The 20,733-nt window shown below is 55.4% G+C and carries 24 protein-coding genes; 7 read left to right on the top strand and 17 right to left on the bottom strand.

What is annotated here, in order from left to right; genetic code table 11:
• The 5 genes from ACQZ45_RS05435 to ACQZ45_RS05415 all read left to right on the top strand — a co-directional run bounded on the left by ACQZ45_RS05435 (window position 1) and on the right by ACQZ45_RS05415 (window position 2,036).
• Entirely contained in the window at window positions 1–237 is a 237-nt protein-coding gene (locus ACQZ45_RS05435) for a hypothetical protein (protein WP_448742214.1), read from the top strand.
• Between the two features lie 27 nt (window positions 238–264).
• Window positions 265–723, top strand: a complete 459-nt coding sequence (locus ACQZ45_RS05430; protein ID WP_448742213.1) for a hypothetical protein — start codon at window positions 265–267, stop codon at window positions 721–723.
• 31 nt (window positions 724–754) lie between these two features.
• Window positions 755–1,249, top strand: coding sequence for a hypothetical protein (locus ACQZ45_RS05425; protein ID WP_448742212.1), 495 nt, complete (start codon window positions 755–757; stop codon window positions 1,247–1,249).
• Window positions 1,250–1,421: 172 nt separating this feature from the next.
• Window positions 1,422–1,631, top strand: coding sequence for a hypothetical protein (locus tag ACQZ45_RS05420; protein WP_448742211.1), 210 nt, complete (start codon window positions 1,422–1,424; stop codon window positions 1,629–1,631).
• Window positions 1,632–1,643: 12 nt separating this feature from the next.
• Window positions 1,644–2,036 (top strand): hypothetical protein, encoded by a 393-nt coding sequence (locus tag ACQZ45_RS05415; protein WP_448742210.1) that lies wholly within the window; start codon window positions 1,644–1,646, stop codon window positions 2,034–2,036.
• 136 nt (window positions 2,037–2,172) lie between these two features.
• Here ACQZ45_RS05415 and ACQZ45_RS05410 read toward each other — a convergent pair whose 3' ends face one another.
• From ACQZ45_RS05410 to ACQZ45_RS05335, 16 genes are all read right to left on the bottom strand, one after another.
• Entirely contained in the window at window positions 2,173–2,928 is a 756-nt protein-coding gene (locus tag ACQZ45_RS05410) for a hypothetical protein (RefSeq protein ID WP_448742209.1), read from the bottom strand.
• A gap of 44 nt (window positions 2,929–2,972) precedes the next feature.
• Window positions 2,973–3,404 carry a hypothetical protein gene (locus tag ACQZ45_RS05405; RefSeq protein WP_367078785.1) on the bottom strand — a complete coding sequence of 144 codons (432 nt, stop codon included), beginning with the start codon at window positions 3,402–3,404 and terminating at the stop codon, window positions 2,973–2,975.
• A gap of 222 nt (window positions 3,405–3,626) precedes the next feature.
• Window positions 3,627–6,341 (bottom strand): D-alanyl-D-alanine carboxypeptidase family protein, encoded by a 2,715-nt coding sequence (locus ACQZ45_RS05400; protein WP_448742208.1) that lies wholly within the window; start codon window positions 6,339–6,341, stop codon window positions 3,627–3,629.
• Between the two features lie 11 nt (window positions 6,342–6,352).
• Window positions 6,353–7,972 (bottom strand): terminase large subunit, encoded by a 1,620-nt coding sequence (locus ACQZ45_RS05395; protein ID WP_448742207.1) that lies wholly within the window; start codon window positions 7,970–7,972, stop codon window positions 6,353–6,355.
• Window positions 7,972–8,364, bottom strand: coding sequence for a P27 family phage terminase small subunit (locus ACQZ45_RS05390; protein ID WP_448742206.1), 393 nt, complete (start codon window positions 8,362–8,364; stop codon window positions 7,972–7,974). Before ACQZ45_RS05390 ends, ACQZ45_RS05395 begins: the two co-directional genes overlap by 1 nt.
• Window positions 8,361–8,678: a phage head closure protein gene (locus ACQZ45_RS05385; protein WP_112296129.1), complete on the bottom strand. Its 318-nt coding sequence runs from the start codon at window positions 8,676–8,678 to the stop codon at window positions 8,361–8,363. The genes ACQZ45_RS05390 and ACQZ45_RS05385 overlap by 4 nt, the downstream gene beginning before the upstream one ends.
• Complete coding sequence (locus tag ACQZ45_RS05380; protein WP_448742205.1) at window positions 8,675–9,106, bottom strand: DUF3168 domain-containing protein; 432 nt, start codon at window positions 9,104–9,106, stop codon at window positions 8,675–8,677. The genes ACQZ45_RS05385 and ACQZ45_RS05380 overlap by 4 nt, the downstream gene beginning before the upstream one ends.
• Window positions 9,103–9,528: an HK97-gp10 family putative phage morphogenesis protein gene (locus tag ACQZ45_RS05375; RefSeq protein ID WP_448742204.1), complete on the bottom strand. Its 426-nt coding sequence runs from the start codon at window positions 9,526–9,528 to the stop codon at window positions 9,103–9,105. Before ACQZ45_RS05375 ends, ACQZ45_RS05380 begins: the two co-directional genes overlap by 4 nt.
• The gene (locus tag ACQZ45_RS05370; RefSeq protein WP_448742203.1) at window positions 9,518–9,817 is read right to left on the bottom strand and encodes a head-tail connector protein; all 300 of its coding nucleotides are present in this window, start codon (window positions 9,815–9,817) and stop codon (window positions 9,518–9,520) included. The genes ACQZ45_RS05375 and ACQZ45_RS05370 overlap by 11 nt, the downstream gene beginning before the upstream one ends.
• Window positions 9,814–10,584, bottom strand: coding sequence for a hypothetical protein (locus ACQZ45_RS05365; protein WP_448742202.1), 771 nt, complete (start codon window positions 10,582–10,584; stop codon window positions 9,814–9,816). Before ACQZ45_RS05365 ends, ACQZ45_RS05370 begins: the two co-directional genes overlap by 4 nt.
• Window positions 10,581–10,919 (bottom strand): HNH endonuclease, encoded by a 339-nt coding sequence (locus ACQZ45_RS05360; protein WP_448742201.1) that lies wholly within the window; start codon window positions 10,917–10,919, stop codon window positions 10,581–10,583. The genes ACQZ45_RS05365 and ACQZ45_RS05360 overlap by 4 nt, the downstream gene beginning before the upstream one ends.
• Window positions 10,916–11,536 carry a hypothetical protein gene (locus ACQZ45_RS05355; protein WP_448742200.1) on the bottom strand — a complete coding sequence of 207 codons (621 nt, stop codon included), beginning with the start codon at window positions 11,534–11,536 and terminating at the stop codon, window positions 10,916–10,918. The genes ACQZ45_RS05360 and ACQZ45_RS05355 overlap by 4 nt, the downstream gene beginning before the upstream one ends.
• Before the next feature lie 3 nt (window positions 11,537–11,539).
• Window positions 11,540–13,111 (bottom strand): phage major capsid protein, encoded by a 1,572-nt coding sequence (locus tag ACQZ45_RS05350; protein ID WP_448742199.1) that lies wholly within the window; start codon window positions 13,109–13,111, stop codon window positions 11,540–11,542.
• Window positions 13,108–13,446, bottom strand: a complete 339-nt coding sequence (locus ACQZ45_RS05345) for a gene transfer agent family protein (RefSeq protein WP_448742198.1) — start codon at window positions 13,444–13,446, stop codon at window positions 13,108–13,110. Before ACQZ45_RS05345 ends, ACQZ45_RS05350 begins: the two co-directional genes overlap by 4 nt.
• Entirely contained in the window at window positions 13,443–14,666 is a 1,224-nt protein-coding gene (locus ACQZ45_RS05340) for a phage portal protein (protein ID WP_448742197.1), read from the bottom strand. The genes ACQZ45_RS05345 and ACQZ45_RS05340 overlap by 4 nt, the downstream gene beginning before the upstream one ends.
• A gap of 115 nt (window positions 14,667–14,781) precedes the next feature.
• Window positions 14,782–16,587, bottom strand: a complete 1,806-nt coding sequence (locus ACQZ45_RS05335) for a DUF6538 domain-containing protein (protein ID WP_448742196.1) — start codon at window positions 16,585–16,587, stop codon at window positions 14,782–14,784.
• Window positions 16,588–16,877: 290 nt separating this feature from the next.
• Between ACQZ45_RS05335 and ACQZ45_RS05330 the strand changes: the two genes are divergently transcribed.
• Together ACQZ45_RS05330 and ACQZ45_RS05325 are read left to right on the top strand one after the other, a co-directional pair.
• On the top strand, window positions 16,878–18,848 hold the full coding sequence (locus tag ACQZ45_RS05330) for a site-specific integrase (protein WP_162736257.1): 1,971 nt from the start codon (window positions 16,878–16,880) through the stop codon (window positions 18,846–18,848).
• Window positions 18,845–19,969, top strand: coding sequence for a hypothetical protein (locus ACQZ45_RS05325; RefSeq protein WP_448742195.1), 1,125 nt, complete (start codon window positions 18,845–18,847; stop codon window positions 19,967–19,969). The genes ACQZ45_RS05330 and ACQZ45_RS05325 overlap by 4 nt, the downstream gene beginning before the upstream one ends.
• Window positions 19,970–19,985: 16 nt before the next feature.
• Here the strand turns inward: ACQZ45_RS05325 and ACQZ45_RS05320 are convergent, their stop codons facing one another.
• Complete coding sequence (locus tag ACQZ45_RS05320; RefSeq protein ID WP_448742194.1) at window positions 19,986–20,603, bottom strand: recombinase family protein; 618 nt, start codon at window positions 20,601–20,603, stop codon at window positions 19,986–19,988.
• Window positions 20,604–20,733: the final 130 nt, after the last annotated feature.

Here is a 20,733-nt window from a genome sequence, read left to right as displayed (position 1 = left end):
ATGGACAAAGCGCTTCACTGGTTTGTCCGCATATGGGTAGGCGTCGTCATCCTAGTGAACCTCGTCGCCATTGCTGGCATGTTTATGCATGACGGATTTTGGGGTGGCGTGAATAGGATGCAGGAAACGTATAGCCCGTTCAATATTTTCAATTGGATAATGGAAGTTCTCTTGCTTTCCCCGGCATTGGTTGCTGCGTGGTGGCTTGAAAAGCGTAAGCGAGAAACCGCGCTATAAGCAGACAGCAATCGGAGCGATACGAGAATGGCAATGATGCGGGACTCGGCTGAATTGATCGCCGTATGGCAACAGAATAAAATTCCAGTCGCATGGCGTAGTGGTCAGAAGGGGGAGCCGTTGCTAGCGAAGTTGCCGTTTCGCGGGGATAACAAAGCGTGGTTGGCCGCGATGGGTGGCGTTCGTCCAAAATGGAACGCAACGCAAAAGTATTGGGAAATTCCCAAGAGCTGGTTCAACGAATTCGTCAACCAGTCACTTCATCGGTTTGGAAAAATCTACGTAGTGCAGCCATATCGAGAGCAAGAGAAGTGCGCGCCTGCCTGCATGAATGCGTCCGGTCACGAATGCCAATGCTCATGCATGGGGGCGAACCACGGCGTTGGTAATGATGGAAGCTGGTTTGAAGTTTCTGAGACATTTGCAACACGGTGGCATAACACTGAATTAGCTTGTCGCCTCATGCAGCAAAAGAAAGATAGCTGACGGTTGTTGTTGTCAGCCCCGGAGTGATGTCTTGTATCGATTGAAACGAAACGCGCCCTTATCTTCCTCACTTGAGGCAGAATTTGAAAAGGAGGGGCAGAAGGCGCTGCTGTTCTCGTTGGTGGCCGCACTCCTGAGCATTGTTGACTCTGCTGATAGGAAGATCGCTTTAGCTGGCATCAGCATCGACCTTAAAGAGCAATTTCTTCTCAATGGTGCATTCTGCGGCCTTGCGTTGGTTTACGGTGTTTCGATGCTCACGGTCGGTCTAAGACTCTATGGCGTCGGATGGCCGAGGCAATATGAAGCTTTTTATAAGCGCTACATCTATAGGAGAAGAAACCGGGCCGGTGTTCGATATCGTCCAACGTGGGTGAAGAGAGAAGCAAGAGTCATCTGCGCTATTTTAAACACAGCCTATGCCTGCACCGCCATGTTGATAATACCAATCTACGCATACGGTATCATAGCTACATGGCCAGATTTATTTCGTTTAGTGATGTTATTATACGCAAAACTTTTCTAACTCACCGGGCGAGTTCGGCGGCGCGGCACGGTATCGGGAACGAAATGCACACTCAGATGGTTTTTTCACATTCGACTGAATACTTTGCGTGGCGCTTTCCAGTTTTTTAACATAGATAAGCAACTACTCAGTGTATGATGTTTTTGCTTGAAACTTACAGGATTGGTTTGCTATGACAAAAAAACCGCAACAATCTCATTCGCAGGTAAATAGAATGGTTCGTTATTTGAAGATCGCCCGCTTGGTTTTTGCCGGTGCGGCTGTCACCGTTTTGAGCATGGATTTCTTTTTCCCCGGTGCTTCTGCTGAATTGGTTGCGTTCAGCGGAGTGAGCGCCGGCGCAATAGTGCTTGCGCTTAAGGCGTCACACATAATCGTCTAATGTGCCGTAGAAATGGTAAAAGATATCGATCCATTCACTGCATCAGCAATAATAGCAATTATATTGGTGCAGGTCCTCATTTGGGGGGCGCACTTTTTTGTAAAAAAGTGGAAAATTCCCGGAATGAGCAGGGGCAAGGTGCCTAGCTTTTTCATGGATACAGCTACCGGAACTGCGACCGTGATGTTTACAGTGTCGCTTGTTTTAGCCCCCATCGCTCCCATGTTTACTGCGGAAGTTGTGCCCGATCCGGGCAAACCTGTTGAAGCTTCGATGCTCGCCGGTTTCATCGGCTCGGCCCACGATGCTAACCCAATAACGCTCTTCATTATTGGTTTCTATATGCTGATCGCAATAGTTTTGCAGATGTTGCGCCACTGGGAAACACAAGAGTCTGCCGAATAATTTAGAGTCCTGCTTTTCCCGGTTAACGGGCAAATTTGACTCATAGGAGTCCACCGGGAGCGTTTGTCGATTTGGGCCGTCTACCACTCACCAACACGACAAAGCCCGTCAGTGAGTCTCTGCGTGGCGATACGGCTCAGCCTTTTGCCAACCGGAGAAGATCAGTGGAAATGAAGCTAATTTTATCCGTTCCAAGATGGCGGCTCGTCGCGACACGCGCTTTCGAAAGATACTTTGCCCACCCCTCGCCGTCATGAAGATGGTCGAGGTAGCTTTGCGTCTGCCGGACAATCCTTGCCGCTTTCAGCTTGCCACCTGCCCGGCCAAGGGCTTTGTCGATGGTGAGAATGCGTTCTTCGTCCAGATCGTCGCCAACCACGACGACGCCATGCGCGTGAACCTTTCCTGTCCGGGAGACTTCGAGGACGAAAAGATGGGGAAGCGAATGGCCTAGCGCTTTGCGAAGCTCCCTGCCGATGTAACCGGAAATGAGCCGAGTAGGATCGCCGGAAGCTTTGAGGGTAGCTTGAAGCCGCTCGCTAAAATTGATCGAGAAAGCAAGCGCGCCAGCATTTTCGGCAGCGATATGGGCCTGAAGCAGCTTCTGCCCTTCAGACAGGTAACGCCATTGCTTAGGAGCTTGAAGGGTGGAAGCGGAGGCAGGTGTTTCTGTTTCTGCGGGGGGTTCTTGAGTGGAATGAGCGGGGTGTTGGGGTGCTACTAGCCTAGTGCCGTGTTGAACTGCTTCCAGTCCTTGCGCCGTAAGGGTTTTAGCGTTGTCAGCCGTCTCGCTTTTTGTCGCAATTTTGCGCGCCTGCTCGTCAGCCGGAACGTCATTGACGAGGCGACGAAGCAGCGGTGACTGGCCGGAATATCGGGGAGCGTTAGACATGGGCGACGAGCCTCAAATGTTGATACGAGCGACGGCAGGCTGGTTTAGTTTTGGGCGTGGTGGCGCAAGAGCGCCACCAATTCGCGGGCAACAGACGACGCGAACGTGCGCTCATGTCCGGTGTTGAGATTCTTCAGCCGGACCGAGACACCGACACGCGCCACCTCGATTTCAGCATCCACGTCCAGCGTGCTGCCCTTCCGGGCAAGCGCGTTTTCGATGGCCTGCGCGATGTCGAGCGTCTGTTCCGGGGTCCAGATATGCACGCCAGCGCCGTAATCAAGGTGGATGGTGCCATCTTCAAGATTGGCGATGTCGATATCGCCAAGGCCGATCTGATGGCCGAGTCCAAGGCGCTTGATTTCATCGGTGATAAGGCCGCCGACGAGATCGGCAACCGTGACACCCTTATGGGCGGCGAGTTGTCGAGCCTGTTCGGCACGCTCTTCGGGAAGACGGATTGCTGCGGTAGCCAATGCGATAACTCCTGTTTCGTGCATTGAATGCGTTAGATGCATTAATATAGCATTGGCCGGAGAATCATTCAAGGAATCGCTCGGAGAAAACTAGAATAAATCAATGAAATTGTTGATTTAAATGAATGGAAATCATATATTCATAGCGCTGCAAGCGACGGCAGCTACGCTACAAGGGGAAGCCGCCGATGAGCCGCTTCCCCTTTTATTTTGGCCGTGTCGTCAGCGGCTCCTGCTGTTTGCGAAATTTCCGGGCCGGGTCTGCTTCATCATTTCATCCGCGACGACACCGCGCATAGATGCTTCCATCTCCTTAGCCATTCTCTTTGCAAGGTCTTGGTTCTGTTCTGGCGTGCCAGAGCTACCGTTGACTGTGACGGGCGAATTGATCGTGATCACCTGCGATTGATTTGCGCTCACACTGCCAGAGAAGCCCGCTGAGAGCGTCGGGGCATCTGTAACATAACCACCGGCCTCAAAGCCCTTCAGCGCACCACGGTGCATCCGGTCGAGATTTTGGACGCCAAGCCGCTCCACTGCCCGTTTGCTCATGACGTATTCGCCACGATGCACCACGCCAGCCGGTTCGCTCTTGCCACCGTCGCCCGTGTAGCCACCGCTTTCAAAACCGAAGAAAGCGCTGAATAGGCCGCCGAGAATACCACCGAAACCACTTCCAGACGAACCGCCACCGCCCCCAAATAGACTGGCAAGCGGGCCGGTGCCGAGAAGCGCGGCTTGAAGCGCGACTTTGATCAAACTTTGGAGGACCGATTGCAAAGTCTGCTCCCATGTCGCTGTCCCGCTGATAAGGCCAGAGAGCGCATCAGTAATGGTTGAACCGAAATACAGGCCAGCCTCCGCCAGCCCATCCTGTTTTTCGCGAAGACGCCCTGTTGCGGCTTCGGCTTGCGCCATTCCCTGCGCAAGCAGTGCGATTTCTGACCGTTGCTGTGGCGACAGGGCGATGCCTGCCCGCTGCACTTCGGCAAGCATTTGCTGCTCATACCGGAGCGCCTGCGCCGCCTGCTCAGTCATGCGGAGCGCTTGCTGTTCGGTCCCCTGCGCTTGCGTGTATTCCCGTGCGCCCTGCGTGATCTGACCGTATGCATCACTCTGGCGCGTAGCTGCCTGCGTAAGCCGGTCGATTTCGGCGGCGGTTTCCTTGGATCGGGCGCTGGCGTCTTCGATGTGCCACGGCTCGTGACCCATCGGGAAATTCAGGCCGAATTGATTGGCGTTCGCATGCACCCATTGCCGGGAAGCATCGGAACCATAGCCAAGATCGGCGGCATTTCCCCGATTGTGCTGGCTGTTGCCGGGAGGCGCAACCCATTTTCGGGCAGCTTCAGGGGAGCCATATTTCTTCAGGGCTTCAAGCCAAAGCTGTTGCTGGCGCTCCACCGAACGGAAACCGGAGTTTACCGTGACGCTGCCCTGCAATTCCTTCGGCATGCTGGCAATCATGGTGGCAAGGCGCTTTTGAAAATCCGCCTGCATTCCGGTGATATGCGATGCACCCTTGCCAGATGCCAGAACGGAAGACAGGTAGGTGGCCGGATCATCGGTTGCGCTCTTAATGTTGAGCGACGACAGCGCCCGGCCACGCATTTCATTTGCAAGCGCCACTTCGCGCCCGCCCTGCGCTTTGGAAAGTGCCGCCTGATAGACAGCCTCAACCCTAGCTTTCGCGTCGAGGTTTTGCAGTTCCTTCGCCAATTCGGGCACTTCGCCCTTCAACGCCCGGATAGCATCGGCAAAGGATTTGATGTTGGCCGTTGCCTTCGCGGCGGCGCTGTCTGTGCCGCTCATGGCATTGTTCAGATCGGTGATCGGCGGCTTTGCGCCCGCCGCTTCCTGCCCGGCGCGATAGATAAAGTTTTCGCTGTAGCCGTTGCGCCGGTCCAGCACGTCCCGAAGGCGCATGGCTTCCGTGGTGAGTTCTTCGATCTTCTGTTTCTGCCGGTCAATATTCTGACCAGTGATCGGGTCGTCGGGATAAAGCAATGCCTGTGACTGGAGATCGGCCAGAACAGCTTTCGCTTCCTGAAGATCATCGTAAACGGCGGTCAGGCCGCGTTGCACATTGCGGCTTGTCTGTTCTTCGACCCTGTTCCATCTATCGAGAAAATCATCCATCGCACCGACAAGGCCGACAACGGCCTGTTTGGTGAAGGTCGAAACGGTGGTGCCGATTTTGTTGAACTTTCGGTCCAGTTCATCGGCACGGGCGATCATTTCATCGCTCATCACCGCGCCAAGCTTGTGTGCTTCCGCGATGGTTTCCCGGATGCCGTCAGCGCCACGGGACAGAAGCTCCACGAAGCGCTCACCCCCGGTTCCGCCGAACAGTTCGTCAGCGATGCGGATTTGCGCCGCCCTGTCGAGTTGCTGCAATCGCCCGATGATTTCGACAAGCAGGGCGGAAGGGTCTTTGAGTTTTTCCTTGAGGTCGCTGGCGCTGAAGCCCAACCGCTGGAACGCTTCGGCAGCAGACCCCTTGCCGGTATAGATAAATTCATCTGCCCGGAGCGAAAGCTCCTTCATGCCGTCCGTCAGTGCATCAACGGGAATGCGCGCCTGTTCCGCGACATAGGCAAGTTCTTGGAAAGCGCGATTGGACAAACCGGCACGCTTCGCCTCACTGCCGATGCTCGCAATGCCTTTCGTGATATCAGCAACGCGCCCGATGATGGCGTCAAGTCCACCGATGGCAAGCCCGCCGATGATGCCACCGGCCAGCCCTTTGCCGAAAGCGCCAACGGTCTTCATGGCGTTACCCATGGCTTTCTCGATACCGGAACCGGCCTTTTCGGCGTCGGATTGCATCTGTTTGAAGCCGGTTCGGGAGCGCTGTTTCTGGCGCTCCATATCCCGCTCGTATTTATCGAATCTTGCCGCAAGGGTGACAAGCAACTGCTGGCCTTCATCTGCCATTTTCAAAACTCCTATGCTGCGGCCTGCATGAGCCGGTCAAAATCATCTTCGGGAAGGTCATAGATTGACCGGGTGTTATTGCTCTGGATGGCACGGGACACCGCCATGGCGGCGGCAACAGCGCCGTCAATGCGATCTGTGCGTTTGTCTTTGTGCATGCGCACAAGGCCGGTATCGCCACGGCTGGCGACAACGCTATCGAAATGATGGCGAAGAACCGGATGGCCGCTGTGACGGATCATGCGCCCGTTGACGGTGCGCTCAAGGTCGCCAATCGCCGGTCCCATGGTGAGCGGTGCCTGTCGCATTTCGATAGCTGGCAAGCCGTCATCGTGAAGGCGCTGCATGGTCTTGCGGGCAAGATACGGATCGAAGGCGATTTCGCGCACGTCATAGGTGGCGCAAAGGTCGCGAATATGCTGTTCAATGGCTTCCGGTTCGATCACCGGGCCGTCAATCGTGATGACGTGGCCGTCAGCCTTCCATTGCTCGTAAGGCACGGCGTCTTTGACGGCTCTGGCTTTCAGGTCATCACCGGGAACGAAGAACCACGGGTGCGTGAAGATACGCCCGTCGCCGTGCTTCCAAGCAGCAACAATTGCTGTCAGGTCGCCATTAACCGACATGTCCACGCCGATGTAGCAAGGCAGGGTTTCGAGTTCGGCCAGATCGAAGTTCGGGTCGTGGCCATCATCATAGATGCCCATATCGAACAACGGTTCGCGGGAAGCGCCCTGCCAGATATTCAGATTGTATTGCAAAAACGAATAGCGCTCTTGCGGCCTGTCTCTGGCGTCAGTGACAAGGTTCTCAAATTCTTTGATAGACACGAAACCATCAGCAAGGCCGGGGTTTGCCTTATGCCACGTTGCCGGGTCATCCCATGCATCGTCCGGGTCGGCCATGAACAGGATAGGCAGATATGACGGATTAAATTTCTCGCCTGTCGCGATTTTGCAGGCGTTTACATACTCATCATAAAGCAGGTTCTCGTTACCAGCGCCCGCAGTGCTGGCGATGATCGTCAACGGGCGCTTCTTCACGCGGGAGCTTTTCAATGCTTCCCAGAGTTCGCGGTTCTTCCAAACGTGCAATTCGTCGGCAAGAATGAAGGTCGGGGAAAGGCCGTGCGCCTTGCCGCCGTCTGAAGACAGCACTTCAAGGCCGCTCTTTTTCAGGTCGCAATTGATCAGACGCTTGCCGGTCTTGCTGCCGTAAATCTTCGTGGCACGAACAAGCCGCTTATCCTCCCGGATGATGCCAGCAGCTTCATTGAAGGCGATCTTCGCTTGATCGCTGTCCTTTGCCGCGAAGATGGCCTGTCCACCTGCAACGGCTTCAGGCCCGATGGTGTGAAGCAGCGCAAGGGCGGCGGCAAGCGTGGTCTTGCGGTTGCCGCGTGGCATGAGAAGCAAAACCGATTTCACGATCATGTGGCCGTCTGGCGTGCGTGGGCCATAGATGCGCCGAACGATGCGTTCCTGCCAGCGGGTCAAAGTAAAGGTGCGTTTGGGCGCGCTGCTGGACGGATGGCGAAGCATGCGAAGGAAGCGCACGGCGCGCTCCCCGTAACCGAACGGGTCTTCAATAGGACTGTTATCGAAAACCCAATCCGGGTAGGTGCTTGCCATTACACCACCGCCAAGGGGTTGTCGTCGTCATCGTCGGCGAGGCCAGCATCACCGATGCGCGAACGGCTGGCGGGCATCAAACCATATTCGGCGGCAAGCTGGCGGGCCGTCTGCATGTAACGGATTTGCAAACCGCCAAGCTTCATGTCGGGAACGGCCAAACCGGCCATCTGTTCTGTGATCTGGGCGACGAAGCCGACTGCCGTGCAATAGCTTTCGATACCGGCGAGATCGCCGGTCGTGACAACACCACGTTTGATCAGCACCGGGAACACGCGCCGCCATTCGGCTTTCGCGTGCGGTGACAGGCGTTTCGGCGGCGCTGGCATTTTAGTAATTGCAGTGCCGTCGCGCTGGATAGCCGGTTTGACGCCGCGATTGTGGACGCTCATTTCAGCACCTCACCGCGAAGCTCAAGGGCTTCGTAACGACCGATTTCCTTGATTTCCTTCAGGCTGTATCCGTTGCCGTTATAGGAAACACGATCTGCCGTGGTGATACCCGGCATATAGCGGATACGGAAAATGATGCTGCCGGTTTCCGCTTCACCAAAGCCCGTGAAAAATTCCGTAGCCGACTGCTGGATGATCTCTGCCCATACAACGGCGACGATTGCCCACGCCTTCACCACGTCGCCGGAAGGTTTGACGGTTTCGGTCTGGCGTTCGATGGTGATGCGCCGATCCATTTTCCCGGCGTTGATCATTTGAGCCACCGGATCAGAGCTTCGACCGACAAGATGGAATGGCCGTATTGAGGATCGGGGTCGCGTGGGTGCCGGATCGTCGCGACCTTGAAATGATCGCAATAGGCTCCTGCGCTCTCCATTTCGGCAGACAGATTGTATTTGGAAAGGGCATCATTGACGGCGGCGGCGATCTCTTTGGCAGCGTCCTGCCCGGCGTCGAGCGTCCAAACATGCAGATCGAGATACACCCAAGCGGCAGTCTGGGCACGATAGTCGTTGCCATGCAATTCGGTGTTGCCGTCTGCGATCACAACGCACGGTGTCTTGTCCGGGCGCGTGCTGCCCGCCCGGATATGGGTCGGCGGCACAAGGGCGGTAACTTCCGGTTTGTTGATCAGCCGGTTGCGGATGGCTATTTGAAGGGTGAGAACGGGTTCGATGCTCATTGGCTGGTCGTGCCTTTCCATGCGTCCCGGATCGCCTTTCGGCCTGCCCGGTCGATACGTTGCTGTGCGCGCTTGCGCTGAAGCCGGAAGCCCGGCCAAAAGAACGGCTGTGCGTCGGTTTTGCTGGTCCCGTATTCGACCAGATGCGGGTAGCGGGTATCGCTGTCGCCCACTGTGATGATGACTTCGGATGGACCGGCGACACGGTTGCCGCCGGGCTGGCTATATGGCGGGGTGGACTGGCCGGGCAACGTGACGGTGATGGAGTCCTTCAGCGCGCCTGTATCTTCCGGTGCAAGGGCGCGTTGCGTGGATGCGATTGACTCTGCGGATGTCGCCAGCGCTTTAAGCACGGCATCACGCGGGGCTTTTTTCATCCGGTCAAATGCTTTCATGAGATCGTCCAGCCCGTCATTCGCCATCGTGGAACCACTCCAAGCGATAGCTATCGAGCGTCTGGGTGATGGTCTGCGGCGCTATCTGGCTGGAAATCCCGAACGTCGCGAGGCCGCGCATTTCATAATGAAACGCGACCAGCTTCAGGATTGCGACTTTCAGATCAGACGGAAACGGGTCGAGGTCATCAAGCGATCTGCCGATGTAGTTCGCGACATACTCACACGCCGCTTCGATGAGAAGCATGATCAAAGCGTCTTCCTCGCTGTGATCAATGCGCAGATATTGCTTTGCGAGATCAGGTGAAACGATCATTCCGCTGCTTCCTTCTGAAAAGCTATTTTAGGTTTGTTTTCCAGAGCGCTCCTCGCGCCGGTTCCTAAACAGGCGGGGAAATCGTCAGACACCCCCGGAGGGTCATTGATGGGCTTGCGTGCGATGAGGGCTTCTTCGAGTGTGAGGCCACGGCGCTTCATGAGATTGGCGACGGTGGATTTGACCCTGCCATGAGCAGCGCACCATTCAGCAAAGGTCTTGCTCTCACCATTGATGGTATAAAGCTTGGCGACGCGACCCTTTGGAAATGACGCCGCGAGTGCTTCTTCGAGCGTCATAGTCCTGAGGCGATTGTAGAGCGCGTTGGTTTGGATACCTATGTCAGCAGCCCACTCTGTAAGCGTCTTGCTCTGGCCGTTATGGGTGTGGAGCGCGTTAGGCCGGGAGCTTTTGGTCTTCTCGCCGTAGGCAATAGCTTCCTCCATTGTCCGTTCGCTGAGCCATTTGGTGAGCGTCGTTTTTGACACGCCGATGCAAGCGGCCCATTCGGCTGTCGTTTTGGTTTCACCATTGGCAGTGTGCGTTTTTCCAATGGGCTTAGGTTTGGTGGCGATCTGATTATTCTTGAAGACCGGCAAGCGCTGGCCACGAAAGCCCGTCTTCATGGGGGTGGTGATTGCGTCTGCGATGGAAATGCCACGCTCAAGGCGCGCGATGATGATGGCTGGGGTGATGCCGTAATCGAGCGCCCATTCGACAATAGGCTGCTGGATGCCGTCATGTTCGAGGATGGTTTCGGGCGTCATAGTGCGCGCTCCTGCCGCTGTTTGGTGGAGCTATGGCAAGGCGTGCAAAGGGATTGCCAGTTACCGCGAAACCAGAAGAGTCGCTTGTCGCCGCGATGGGGAATGACGTGATCGACAACCGTGGCAAGGTTTCCGCACATCCGGCAAGATGGGTTTGCAAGCAGATATTCACCACGGGCTTTGCGCCACTCATGGTTATAGCCGCGAAGGGCTGCTGAAGGACGGCGGGCGTCATGGCGGGCGTTGCGTTCGCGCTTGGCCTCCTCCTGGCACTGGCAAAGCTGGCAGTGGGGAACGATGGCACCACATGCACAAATCCGTGGGGGCTTGCTCATTTGCGCCTCCCGGAAGATTTGAGCGCCTGAAGTCCGGCCCGGTCAAATTCAGGATCAAGGCCAGCAGCAACATTGCGCTCTGCCTGTTCCGGGTCCGGTTCCTTCTCGTCGTCGGAACCGCCGCCGTGAATAGCTTTCAGCTTCTCAAGGTGCGCTCTGTAAGCCCGGTCGATTTCGGTAGGTGTAGCGTTCCATGCCTGTTCGGGCGTCCAGCCAAGCCAGCCGGTCGCACGGTCATAGAGGGCCGCGAACACTTCAGCCCATGTCACCTGCTTGCCGGTCGTGTGCAACGGTTGCACACGCTTTTCCGGTGCTGGCGTCAGCATGGACACAAGTTCGAACAACGGCGCACGAACAGCAAGAAAGAAAGGGAGAAGCGGCCTTCGCTGCACGGCAGTCAGGAAGGCCGCTGCATTCGGGGTGCCGCTGCTTATTTCGGAGGCCCGAATGATCTCGCAAATAACTGTGTAATTCAGGTCTTCCAAGGCAGCATGAAGCGCCGGAAGGCCGAAACGTTCTTCAAGGATGGTGGCAGCGCGCAACGAAGGGCGAAGGGTCACGGCGATACCGCCATGACTGATTTCCACCTGTTCGAAAGATGCGCGCTGCTTTCTCATGGCTTAGGCCGTGATCTTGAGCTTGGCGAGAGCTTCGCCCATGATCACGCGGCCACCGACACGGCGGCGTGCATGCAGCTTGACCACGCCGTTACCAGCGCCGGTAATGTCGTCGCGGATGATGTCGAAACCGACACGATCAGCGATGGCGTAGCCGCTGGCGAAATCACCGAAGATAATCGGGGTTTTACCGGCTGCGATGTCCGGCGCGTCCACGGCTTCATAAACCGGACGGCCCAAAAGCAGCGAAGGCTGACCTGCGGTGATACCGGGCTGCCAGATATAGGTTCCGTCGCTATCCTTGAGCTTGCGAACAACGCTCATGGTCTTGCGGTTCATCAGCCACGAACCGTTGACGGAATAGCTCGTCTTGATGTGGTAATAGAGGTCGATCAGGGCTTCGGCATTGAAGCCGCCGCTGGTAGCGATTTCCACTTCCTCCACGTCACCCGAGCCGAGAACCCCTTCTGCCTGCGTCGTGCCGTTACCATTGACGAACCACGATGCTTCGATCTGGCCGAACCGGCGGGCGATGTGATTGGACAGGAAAGCGGCAAGATCGATCTGCGCGTCTTCAAGCAGAATACGAGTGACCGGAACCGTGACGGCCATTTCGAACGGCTTCAGATCGATCTGTTCGAACGAAGGCTCGTCTTCGGTAGCGGTTGCGGTTTCGGCGCGGGGTGCCGGCGTGACTTCATCGACAAGGCGCGGAAGCTGAAGCAGCGGGCCGGACATGGCAATGGTCTGGGCAAGGCCGCGAACCGGGGAGTATTCGGCCACCTTTTCGAGAATGGTCGTGGCGACGGCTTCCGGTGCGAGAATACCGCCCGTGGAGGAACCGCCATAAGCGAGCGCCTTCACTTCGGAGGCATCGCCCGTGCGAACGAAATCCGAGAAGGCTTTGACCTCGTTGCCGTTGTCATTCGAAGCCTTGGGGTGATTGTTGTTGTCGGCGGCAGGACGGCGGTTAAGCTTGGCCTGCATCGTCGCGATATCATCCTTGAGCGCCTTGATTTCTTCGGCGCTCACAACCGGGTCGGCATTCGCCACCGGCTTGTTCTGCTCTGCATTTTCCATTTTGGGGTTTTCCTGTTCAACGTTGAGGGGGTGAGACTTTGTCTCGGTGACTCGCGCAAACGGATGAACTGGTTGTTTGCACAGCGAGATTTCATTGATGGTGAGGGCTGTCAGGACACGGCCACCTTCCGGGCGTGCTTTCGCTTCGTGAAGGCGGTATCCAATCGACAGGCCGGACATGCTGCCACGCTGAAGGGCAAGCCGGGCCTGCCGGGCCGGTTCGATACCCTCAACAAAAAGACGGCCTTTGACCTCAAGTCCCCTTTCGGTGACAGAATGAGTTTCCCAGACGCCGACGACACTTTTCTGCTCATGCTCCACGATCATTGGGACACGTGGGGCAAAGCTGAAGGCGGAAGGCTCAATGAGATCGCCATAGCTGTCGGGCTGGCCGAAAGGCCATGCGATGCCGGTGACGGTGCCGGTGTCGTCAATCGAGACTTCGGCCTTGATTTCGAGATTGCCTGTTTCGGTGGTGCTGGCGATGGCTGTCATTCTGCCACCTGCGAAATTGCGTCATTGACGGCTTCAACGCCGAAGAACAGGCTGGTGATAACGCCGTCTGCAACGGCAAAAACTTCTGCCAGCGGCCTACCGATGACATAGACCGACACGAGCCGGTTCGCTTCGTCGGGGGCCATACCGCCGCCGATCAAGCCAAGCCGGATGATCTCCGAAACATCTGTAAAGCTGTAGCTGGTATCGCGGAAACGGCGGAATAGCGCGCCGACGCCGTGGCCGGTTTTCGTTTCAAGTTCAATGATCAGGTCGCGGGTCGGGAAGGCAAAGGCTTTCTCGCCGTCGCCAAAGAAGGCGCGGTGTTCCGTCATTTGGCGGGTTCCTTTTCAGGGGTAGCAACAGGCGTTGCGCCGGAAATGGTATGGGGATTGATCAATTCGTCACCACCGGGCAGCGGTGGCATATTGAGGATTGCGCGGGCTTCGTTGGGTGACATGACGCGATTGGTGACGAGCGCCGTAATATTGGCCGTGCGCGATGCCATATCGGCGCGCATGAGGTCATCGACAACAAATTCGAACCAGTGATCGTTCTGTTCGATCTCGGTCAGAAGGACAGTCGCGAGGGCTTCCTGCCACTTGTCGAGCCAAGGCCGGAGGCAAAGCTGAAGGAAGCTTGCACCCATCTGTTCGGCGTTGCTCCACGTCGCACGTTCAAGCTGGAAAAGCAGGTGCGGTGGAACGCCGAAGATACGAGCGATTTCATTGATCTGTTCGAGCCGGTTTTCGACATACTGGCTGTCTGTCGAGGTGAGCGCCGGGGCGTCGTATTTCCAGCCGCCGTCGAGAATGAGCGGGTCGCCGGATGCACTGCGCATCCACTCCCGGAAGCTCTTTCGCATATTGGAAATGGCGGTTGCGCCAGCGTCCCCGCCCTGCGCTTTCTCATTAGAAATGATGGCGTTCGGACGTGCGCCGGACGTGAAGAATGTTGCGCCGTGCTTTTCCAGCACAGACGCAAGACCGATGGCTTCACGGCCAAACGAGATCGGGGAGCGATTGAGGAAAGAAGGAATATGGAGGATTTCGGTGTGCGAATATTCGCGGGAGCCGCCGTTCTCGGAAACACGATAAAATGGCGGGGCAGCGCCAAGGGCGTCTTCCATGACAGAGACGGTGCCGGGTAGAAGACGGATAATCTCAAACGGGCGTCCATCCGGGTAGCGCACGACACGGGCAAAGCCGTTGCCATAAATCAGGGCGTCGGATGTAAGCTGCGTGCGAATTGCACCTGCGCCCGTCCATTCGTTCGCCCGCTTGTGGACGATCTTGTGGGCGGTGTGCTTGCTGGCGATTTGCTTGGCTTCTGCATGCTCCCTGTAGAGCTTCACCGGCAGCGAACCAATTGTTTCCGAGATCAACCGGACGGCCTGAAGAACAGCCGGAGTGTTGAGGGCAGACAAGCCGCCGACACTCACACCGCTGGAAGTAGTGCGAACGCCGAAGATTTCTGAAACAGCAGGATCGGACAGGAGATAAGCTTTGCGCTCCCCCATACCGAACCTGTTTTTGACTTCGCTCCAAAAACCCATCTGGATAACATTCCTATTTAACTTAGGAATATTATCTCACGGCGAGAGTTGGATGTGAATCCTTAAGGCCAATAAAAATGATGATATTTGCAGAAAATATCAAATTTATTGATGATTACTTTGGCGAAATCGCAGACAGGTCGAGGTCGGCGTATGAAATCGCTTCGATGAGTTCCACGCGCTGCTCCAAGATACCTTGAGGAAGGACGCCGTAACCCCTTGTGACTTTGTTGCCTGTCTGATGGCCGAAGATGTAACCGAACTGCTCATCAAGATATCCGGCACGTCGCATCGCGTCGAAAGCTCCATGTCGGAAACTGTATAGCGAGATACCCCGCCCGATCTTAAGACCGATCCTTGTCAGGTATCGCCCAAATTCCCGGCTGAAATCCGCGATCATCTGGCCGCGCTCATTGCGTTCAGCTTTGGGAAAGAGGCGGGTTTGACCGGCGTTCTTCATGCTGGCGTGGTATTTAATGAAGCCAAGGCGGACAAGCTCACTGTGGATCGGCACGACGCGACGGGAACCGACATTCTTCACGCTCTTGCCGGTTTCCTCTCCGTCATCGGTTTCGGTGATCTCCATAATCCAATGGCCGTGATCTTGGCGCACGTCAGAAACGAGAAGCTGCGCGATTTCTGCCGGGCGTGCACCTGAATACAGCATGACAAGCGGAACCCAATAACGATGATCCCGAATGAGGATGTTACCGGGCTTGCTCCAAAAGCGGGGTGCTTCATCGCTCTGGCAACCAGTGAACAGGGGAGAGGCGAAAAGGGTATTCATCTGCTCGGTCGTGAAGGGGAAGACTTTCTTCTTCTTGTCCTTCGCAAGCGACATGCCATCAACCGGATTAACATCAAGATAGCCGTTGTTGACTAGCCAGTTGCAGAACGCGCCTAGACCAGCAAGGTATCGATTTACGGTGCGTGATGTCAGGACCGGCTTCTTGACGGTTTCGTTGTGCTTTACGATCTGCGCCAACTTCATTCCCGCAAAGGCTTTGGTTTCGGTTGCCTTGACCGGATATTTCATCAAAAGTGCCTTCCACTCCCGGACGGCCTTCTTGTCAATTCGATGGGCGGGGCAAGTGCTACCGACATGTTCAAGGAAATTTCCGATGTCGCGGCGGGCTTGTGCAAGCGTATCGGCGGTTATCTGCTTGGGATTTTCAGCGGCATATAGCTCAAAAAGCTCCATGATGGATTCACCGGGGGCTGCTGCTTGCCGTGCTGTATTTGTTGCGGGCGTCACTATAGGGTCTGAAGGCACACCACCATAGTCACCTTTGTCGCGCTCAAGGGTGCGTTTCAACCCCTCAATTTCGGCGCGGATCATACGCTGCGCCGTGTCCTTCCAATCCGGGTCTTTGGCATCCATTAGCAACCGGTTGTCTTCGGCGTAGGCGTCAACATGGGCGGCAACGAGGGCTGTTTCGCCGTCTGCTAGATGCTTTTGAAGGGCGTCCAACTTCGTCCGCCGTGTCTGTTCCTCAAACTGCCGAGCGTTTTTAAGAACCTCAAGATCAAGGGTAGCATCGAATATCGTCAGCGGATCGATATTGCTGATTTCGCCAGCTTTGGCACGCTCCATGATTTTCGCTTTTTCCGCTTCGATGTCGGCGCTGGTCGGCAGAGCGTTCCGGCGCTGGTCGTCGCGCTGCAAAGTAGCCTCGTAGTGCTGCCAAGTCGCGACGGCTTTATCATCAGCAGTGATATCGCGGCGTGAGCGGAGGTCATCAAACTGACGGTTCCATGCTTCCACGACCGGCCACAATGCGCGCTTGGCGGTCTGCTCGTCTTTGGTGCCAAGAGCTTTCACAATCTCGTTCTTACCCACGATCTCGACAAGATCATTAGGCACGCGGATACGTGCGTAGTAGCTTGCGCCACGTCTGAGAAGATAACTTAATCGTGCCATAACTGCTCCACCCGGATAGTCCCTGTGTTACAGTCGTGTGTTACAACTTTTCTAAAAATATGTCAATAAATACAATAAACTAAGGAAAAACAGAGGGCGTCTGAAAGTTGGAAGTTGTTCCTGGCGCCCCAGCCAAGTTCTTCTGTTTTTTCGTTAAGGCCCCGGATTTCAAGGCGTCCAGTACAGCTGGGAATCTAAAATTCGCGATTGTCATATAGGAATGTCATATTCCATTGTCTGACACGAAAAGTCCTTGAGCGCCTGCTTACCCTCAAAAACAGGGTTTTCGCATGGCAGTTGCTCAGAATGTTTTCAAGCGTGGTGCAATCTACTGGTGGCGTCGCCGTTTACCGAATGGAATATGTTCGCGTGCTTTGGTGCTGGTCGAAATCAGCCTGCGCACAAAAAGCGTCGAGCTGGCGAAACTGCTCGCTGCGGAAGTGACGCTTGTTAGCGAGTATCTCATTCGGGACATTCGGCGCGAGATGATCAACCCTGAAGACGCAAAACAGATACTCCTCACGGTAGCCAAAAGGCATAGTGCCAAATTGGACGCTATTGCAGCAGCCGATGTTGCTTATGGAGATGATGTCGAAGCGTCTCGGTTGGCCGATGTAGTGGCTGGGTGGACAAATCGAATTTTTGCAGCGCATGGTGACGCGGCAAGAATCGGGGAACATGAAGAACGCGAGATGAAGGCTGCCGGTCTTGATCAAACGGTGATCGACACAGTCAAGCAACACCTGGATTCCTATCGACTACAAGGTATTTATCCGCCGCCGTCAAGACGCATCTCGGACCTGTTAGACGAGCGCGGAATTCCTGATACGAAAGTCAACTTTCAGCAGGCTCAGCAACTCTACCTTCGAGGTGTATCTGCTGCATTGTTGGATACTCGCAGGCGATGGACTGGCATCCGGCCAGACGATGACGCGCTCCTTCAGGCTGCGCTTGTTGCTGATGCAGGCACCATTGCGCCGCCCGCACATCTGCGTCCTGCATCCGCACCTTTACCTGCGAGCCAAGTACCGGAATTACAGCAGGAAGAAGATGATTTCGATGTCGAAGATGAAATCGAAGAGGATGACGACGATCTGGATGAACCCACGAGACGCTTGGTCGAGATCGTAGAAAGGGCAGCCAGTCAAAATATAAAATCTGACGATTGGACAGAGAAAACGGCAAAGCAGCACGTCGCGCTGGCAAAGCTATTCGTGCGTTTTGTCGGACATGATAACCCCGCGAAGATGCGGCAGTCCCATATCTCGGACTTCAAGGTGACGCTGTCCGAGATGCCCAAAAATTACGGCAAGTCTCCGAGAGACCACGTTATCCCCCTTATCGACATTTTGGCACGCGCTAAGGATATGCCGCCGGAGCAAGTTGGTTTGACACAGGGAACGTTGAACCGGCACATGACGCAGATGGGCAACATTGCCGACATTTGCAAACATGCTGGTTTCCCGTTCGGGAATTTTGAGGGCGTTTCCGGTTTGCGGTCGAAGAAGAAAGGCAGCGGGCGAGGTGATCGGGCTCGCTTTTCGACCGACGAACTTCGGCTGCTTTTTAACCTGCCCATCTGGAATGGATGTGACGGCGAGGACAGCAGGTTGTCGCCTGGAGAATTGACATTCCATGACGCGAGCTACTGGGTTCCGATGCTGGCCCTGTATCACGGCCCGCGTAGAGAGGAATATTGCGGATTGCTGGTTTCCGAAGTGGAGGCGGATGCTGAAGTTCCGGCTATCCGCATCGAGCCGAATTTTGTTCGCGGCTTGAAAAATGCAGATTCTAAACGCCGCATTCCGATTCACCCTGAGTTGATCCGATTAGGTTTCCTGGAATACGTCGCCGCGCTCACGGACATTGGGCATGTTCTGCTATTCCCGGAACTCAGAGCGGCAGCACCGTCCACGCCGATGGGGGACGTTTTCGATGAAGCTTGGCAAGATATGCGGGTAGCGGCCATTCCATCTGCGAAAGAGGATGGCAAAGTGCTGCATTCCCTTCGGCATTGGTGCAATAACGAAATGAAGCAGGTGGGCGTGGCTGCGGAAATCAGGAAGGATATTCTCGGGCATACCAACGCCGACACCAATGAAGGACGCTATTCTGATGCCGCCAGACTGCGCCTCATGGCGGGGGCCTTGGCTCAGTTGCCTCAACCGACCGCTCACCTTTCGCGGTTTCCAATTCGTCTGATCGAGCGAGTTGAAAAACATCTGGCACCGCCGACCAAAGCTAGAAAGTCGGCTCCATGACCGCCGCGCAATCTCCATTTGTCAACGCGATGGCAGTAGCCAGACGTCTCGTCTCTCTAGGAATAAATCCCTTTCAATCAGACGCTGAGCGTTACGTCGTCTTACTGGATGGCGGCGGTGGGGAAATCCTTGACTGGGGAAAGCCTCTGCGCGGTAGCCGCTTTTTCGAGCCAAATGCCATTCGCAAGGATCGGCCAATGGTCGCCGATTTCGAGGCCTTTGCAAAGCGATATGGGCTCAAGGATTGTGTTTACTGGGGCGTGGGGCTGACGGGGGCCAAGGCCGATCCTGAAGACCTGGATGCATCACTGAAAAGCTTCAACGAAAAGATAAATATCGAATTCAGTGAGCTTCGAAAGAGCGGGAAGTTCGAAATGCTTCTGCTGGCCATCCATCCACGTTATGACGAGTTTTCAGGACGCTTCGATTTGCACGCGCATTTCGTCGCTAAGGTTCCCCCAGAACATAGGGAAGCCGTCAAGCTACGATTGCGGATAAAGTTCAGTAAGACGGATTTCCCGGATCGGGCAATCCGTAACGCTGGTGCTGTGGCAACCTATATGCTTTGGGGCGTCTTCCGAAACGACATCATGGTGAAGTGGCCGGACAACGCGCTACGAGCCGGATGGAAGCTCACACAAAGCCGTTTTCATTTCGTGAGGACCGGTGGCTCATTTCGGCAATGGAGAGCTTCCAAGGTGCCTGTGAAGGAAAAGGCCGGGTCTATGATCGATGACGCCCGGAAGCGCAGCAATCGCGCGGAAACCGCTGATACGCGACAACAGATCGTAAATGGCGACAGACTGCTTTCAAAGATCATGATAAAAATCCGTGGCGTCCGGATGTCAGCACTTCTTTTTGAAACTGTGCCGCCTCAGCAGGAAGCCTCTGTGAAGGCCGAGGGACGCCCCATGCGGGAGTATTCTTCAGCGACTAGTATCGCAACTCAGGAGTCGCCGGTTTACGTGGAGGAACTGATTACTTCCCAATGTGTACGTGGACGCACCACCATTTGGAAGCGCTTCAGGGTGGCCATTGAGCCCGTCACGGCGTCGATCTCGGCATGGACCAAACAAATCCATGAAATCGGGCAAAGAATCATCAGGTGGCTTCTGAACTGATGCCAGCGAAACCCGATTAAGAGACGCCGAGCACCTTCATTCCATCGGCCCTCAGTTCACCATTCGGGGAGACATGTCGATAAAGGGTTTGACGAGAGACAGTCAGCTCTTTGCAAAGGTCGGCGACTACGGTTTCCGGTTTTCCCATTGACGCTTGGGCAAGGCGAATTTTCGCGGCTGTCATCGTCGGCTTCCGTCCGCCGATACGTCCACGAGCACGAGCGGATTGCAGTCCGGCTATTGTCCTCTCCCTGATCAGTTCTCTCTCAAACTCCGCAAGTGATGCAAAGATTCCGAAAAGCAGTTTGCCCTGCGGCGAACCTGTGTCCACAGGCGTATCGCCTGCAAGAACCTTGAAGTGAACGCCTCTTTGTGAAAGGTCGTCGACGGTGGACACCAGATGCCTAAGGTTACGGCCCAACCGATCCAATTTCCACACAATCAGCGTGTCGCCCTGGCGCAGCGCTTTGAGGCAGGCTTCTAATCCTGGACGATCATCTTTCTTGCCGGAAGCATGGTCGGAATAAAGATGCCTCTCGTTCACCCCGGCCTTGATCAGTGCATCCTTTTGAAGATCAAGCACTTGGCTGCCATCCGATTTAGAAACGCGGCAATAACCGATAAGCTCACCCATGTCGAAAATCCTTGTCACGTAAACGGTCGTTTGTAAGACACAGTCTGAATCCTATTTTTATCGGCGGCAAACTGTCATTTTTCTCGTCACTATTTCTATGTGACGCAAATGCCGTGCGCTGGGTTTGAAA

It is taken from the genome of Agrobacterium sp. 16-2014-1-2a, from assembly GCF_053522705.1.
Note: the sequence above shows the minus strand (reverse complement) of the source record. Positions and strands in the feature narration are given on the sequence as shown.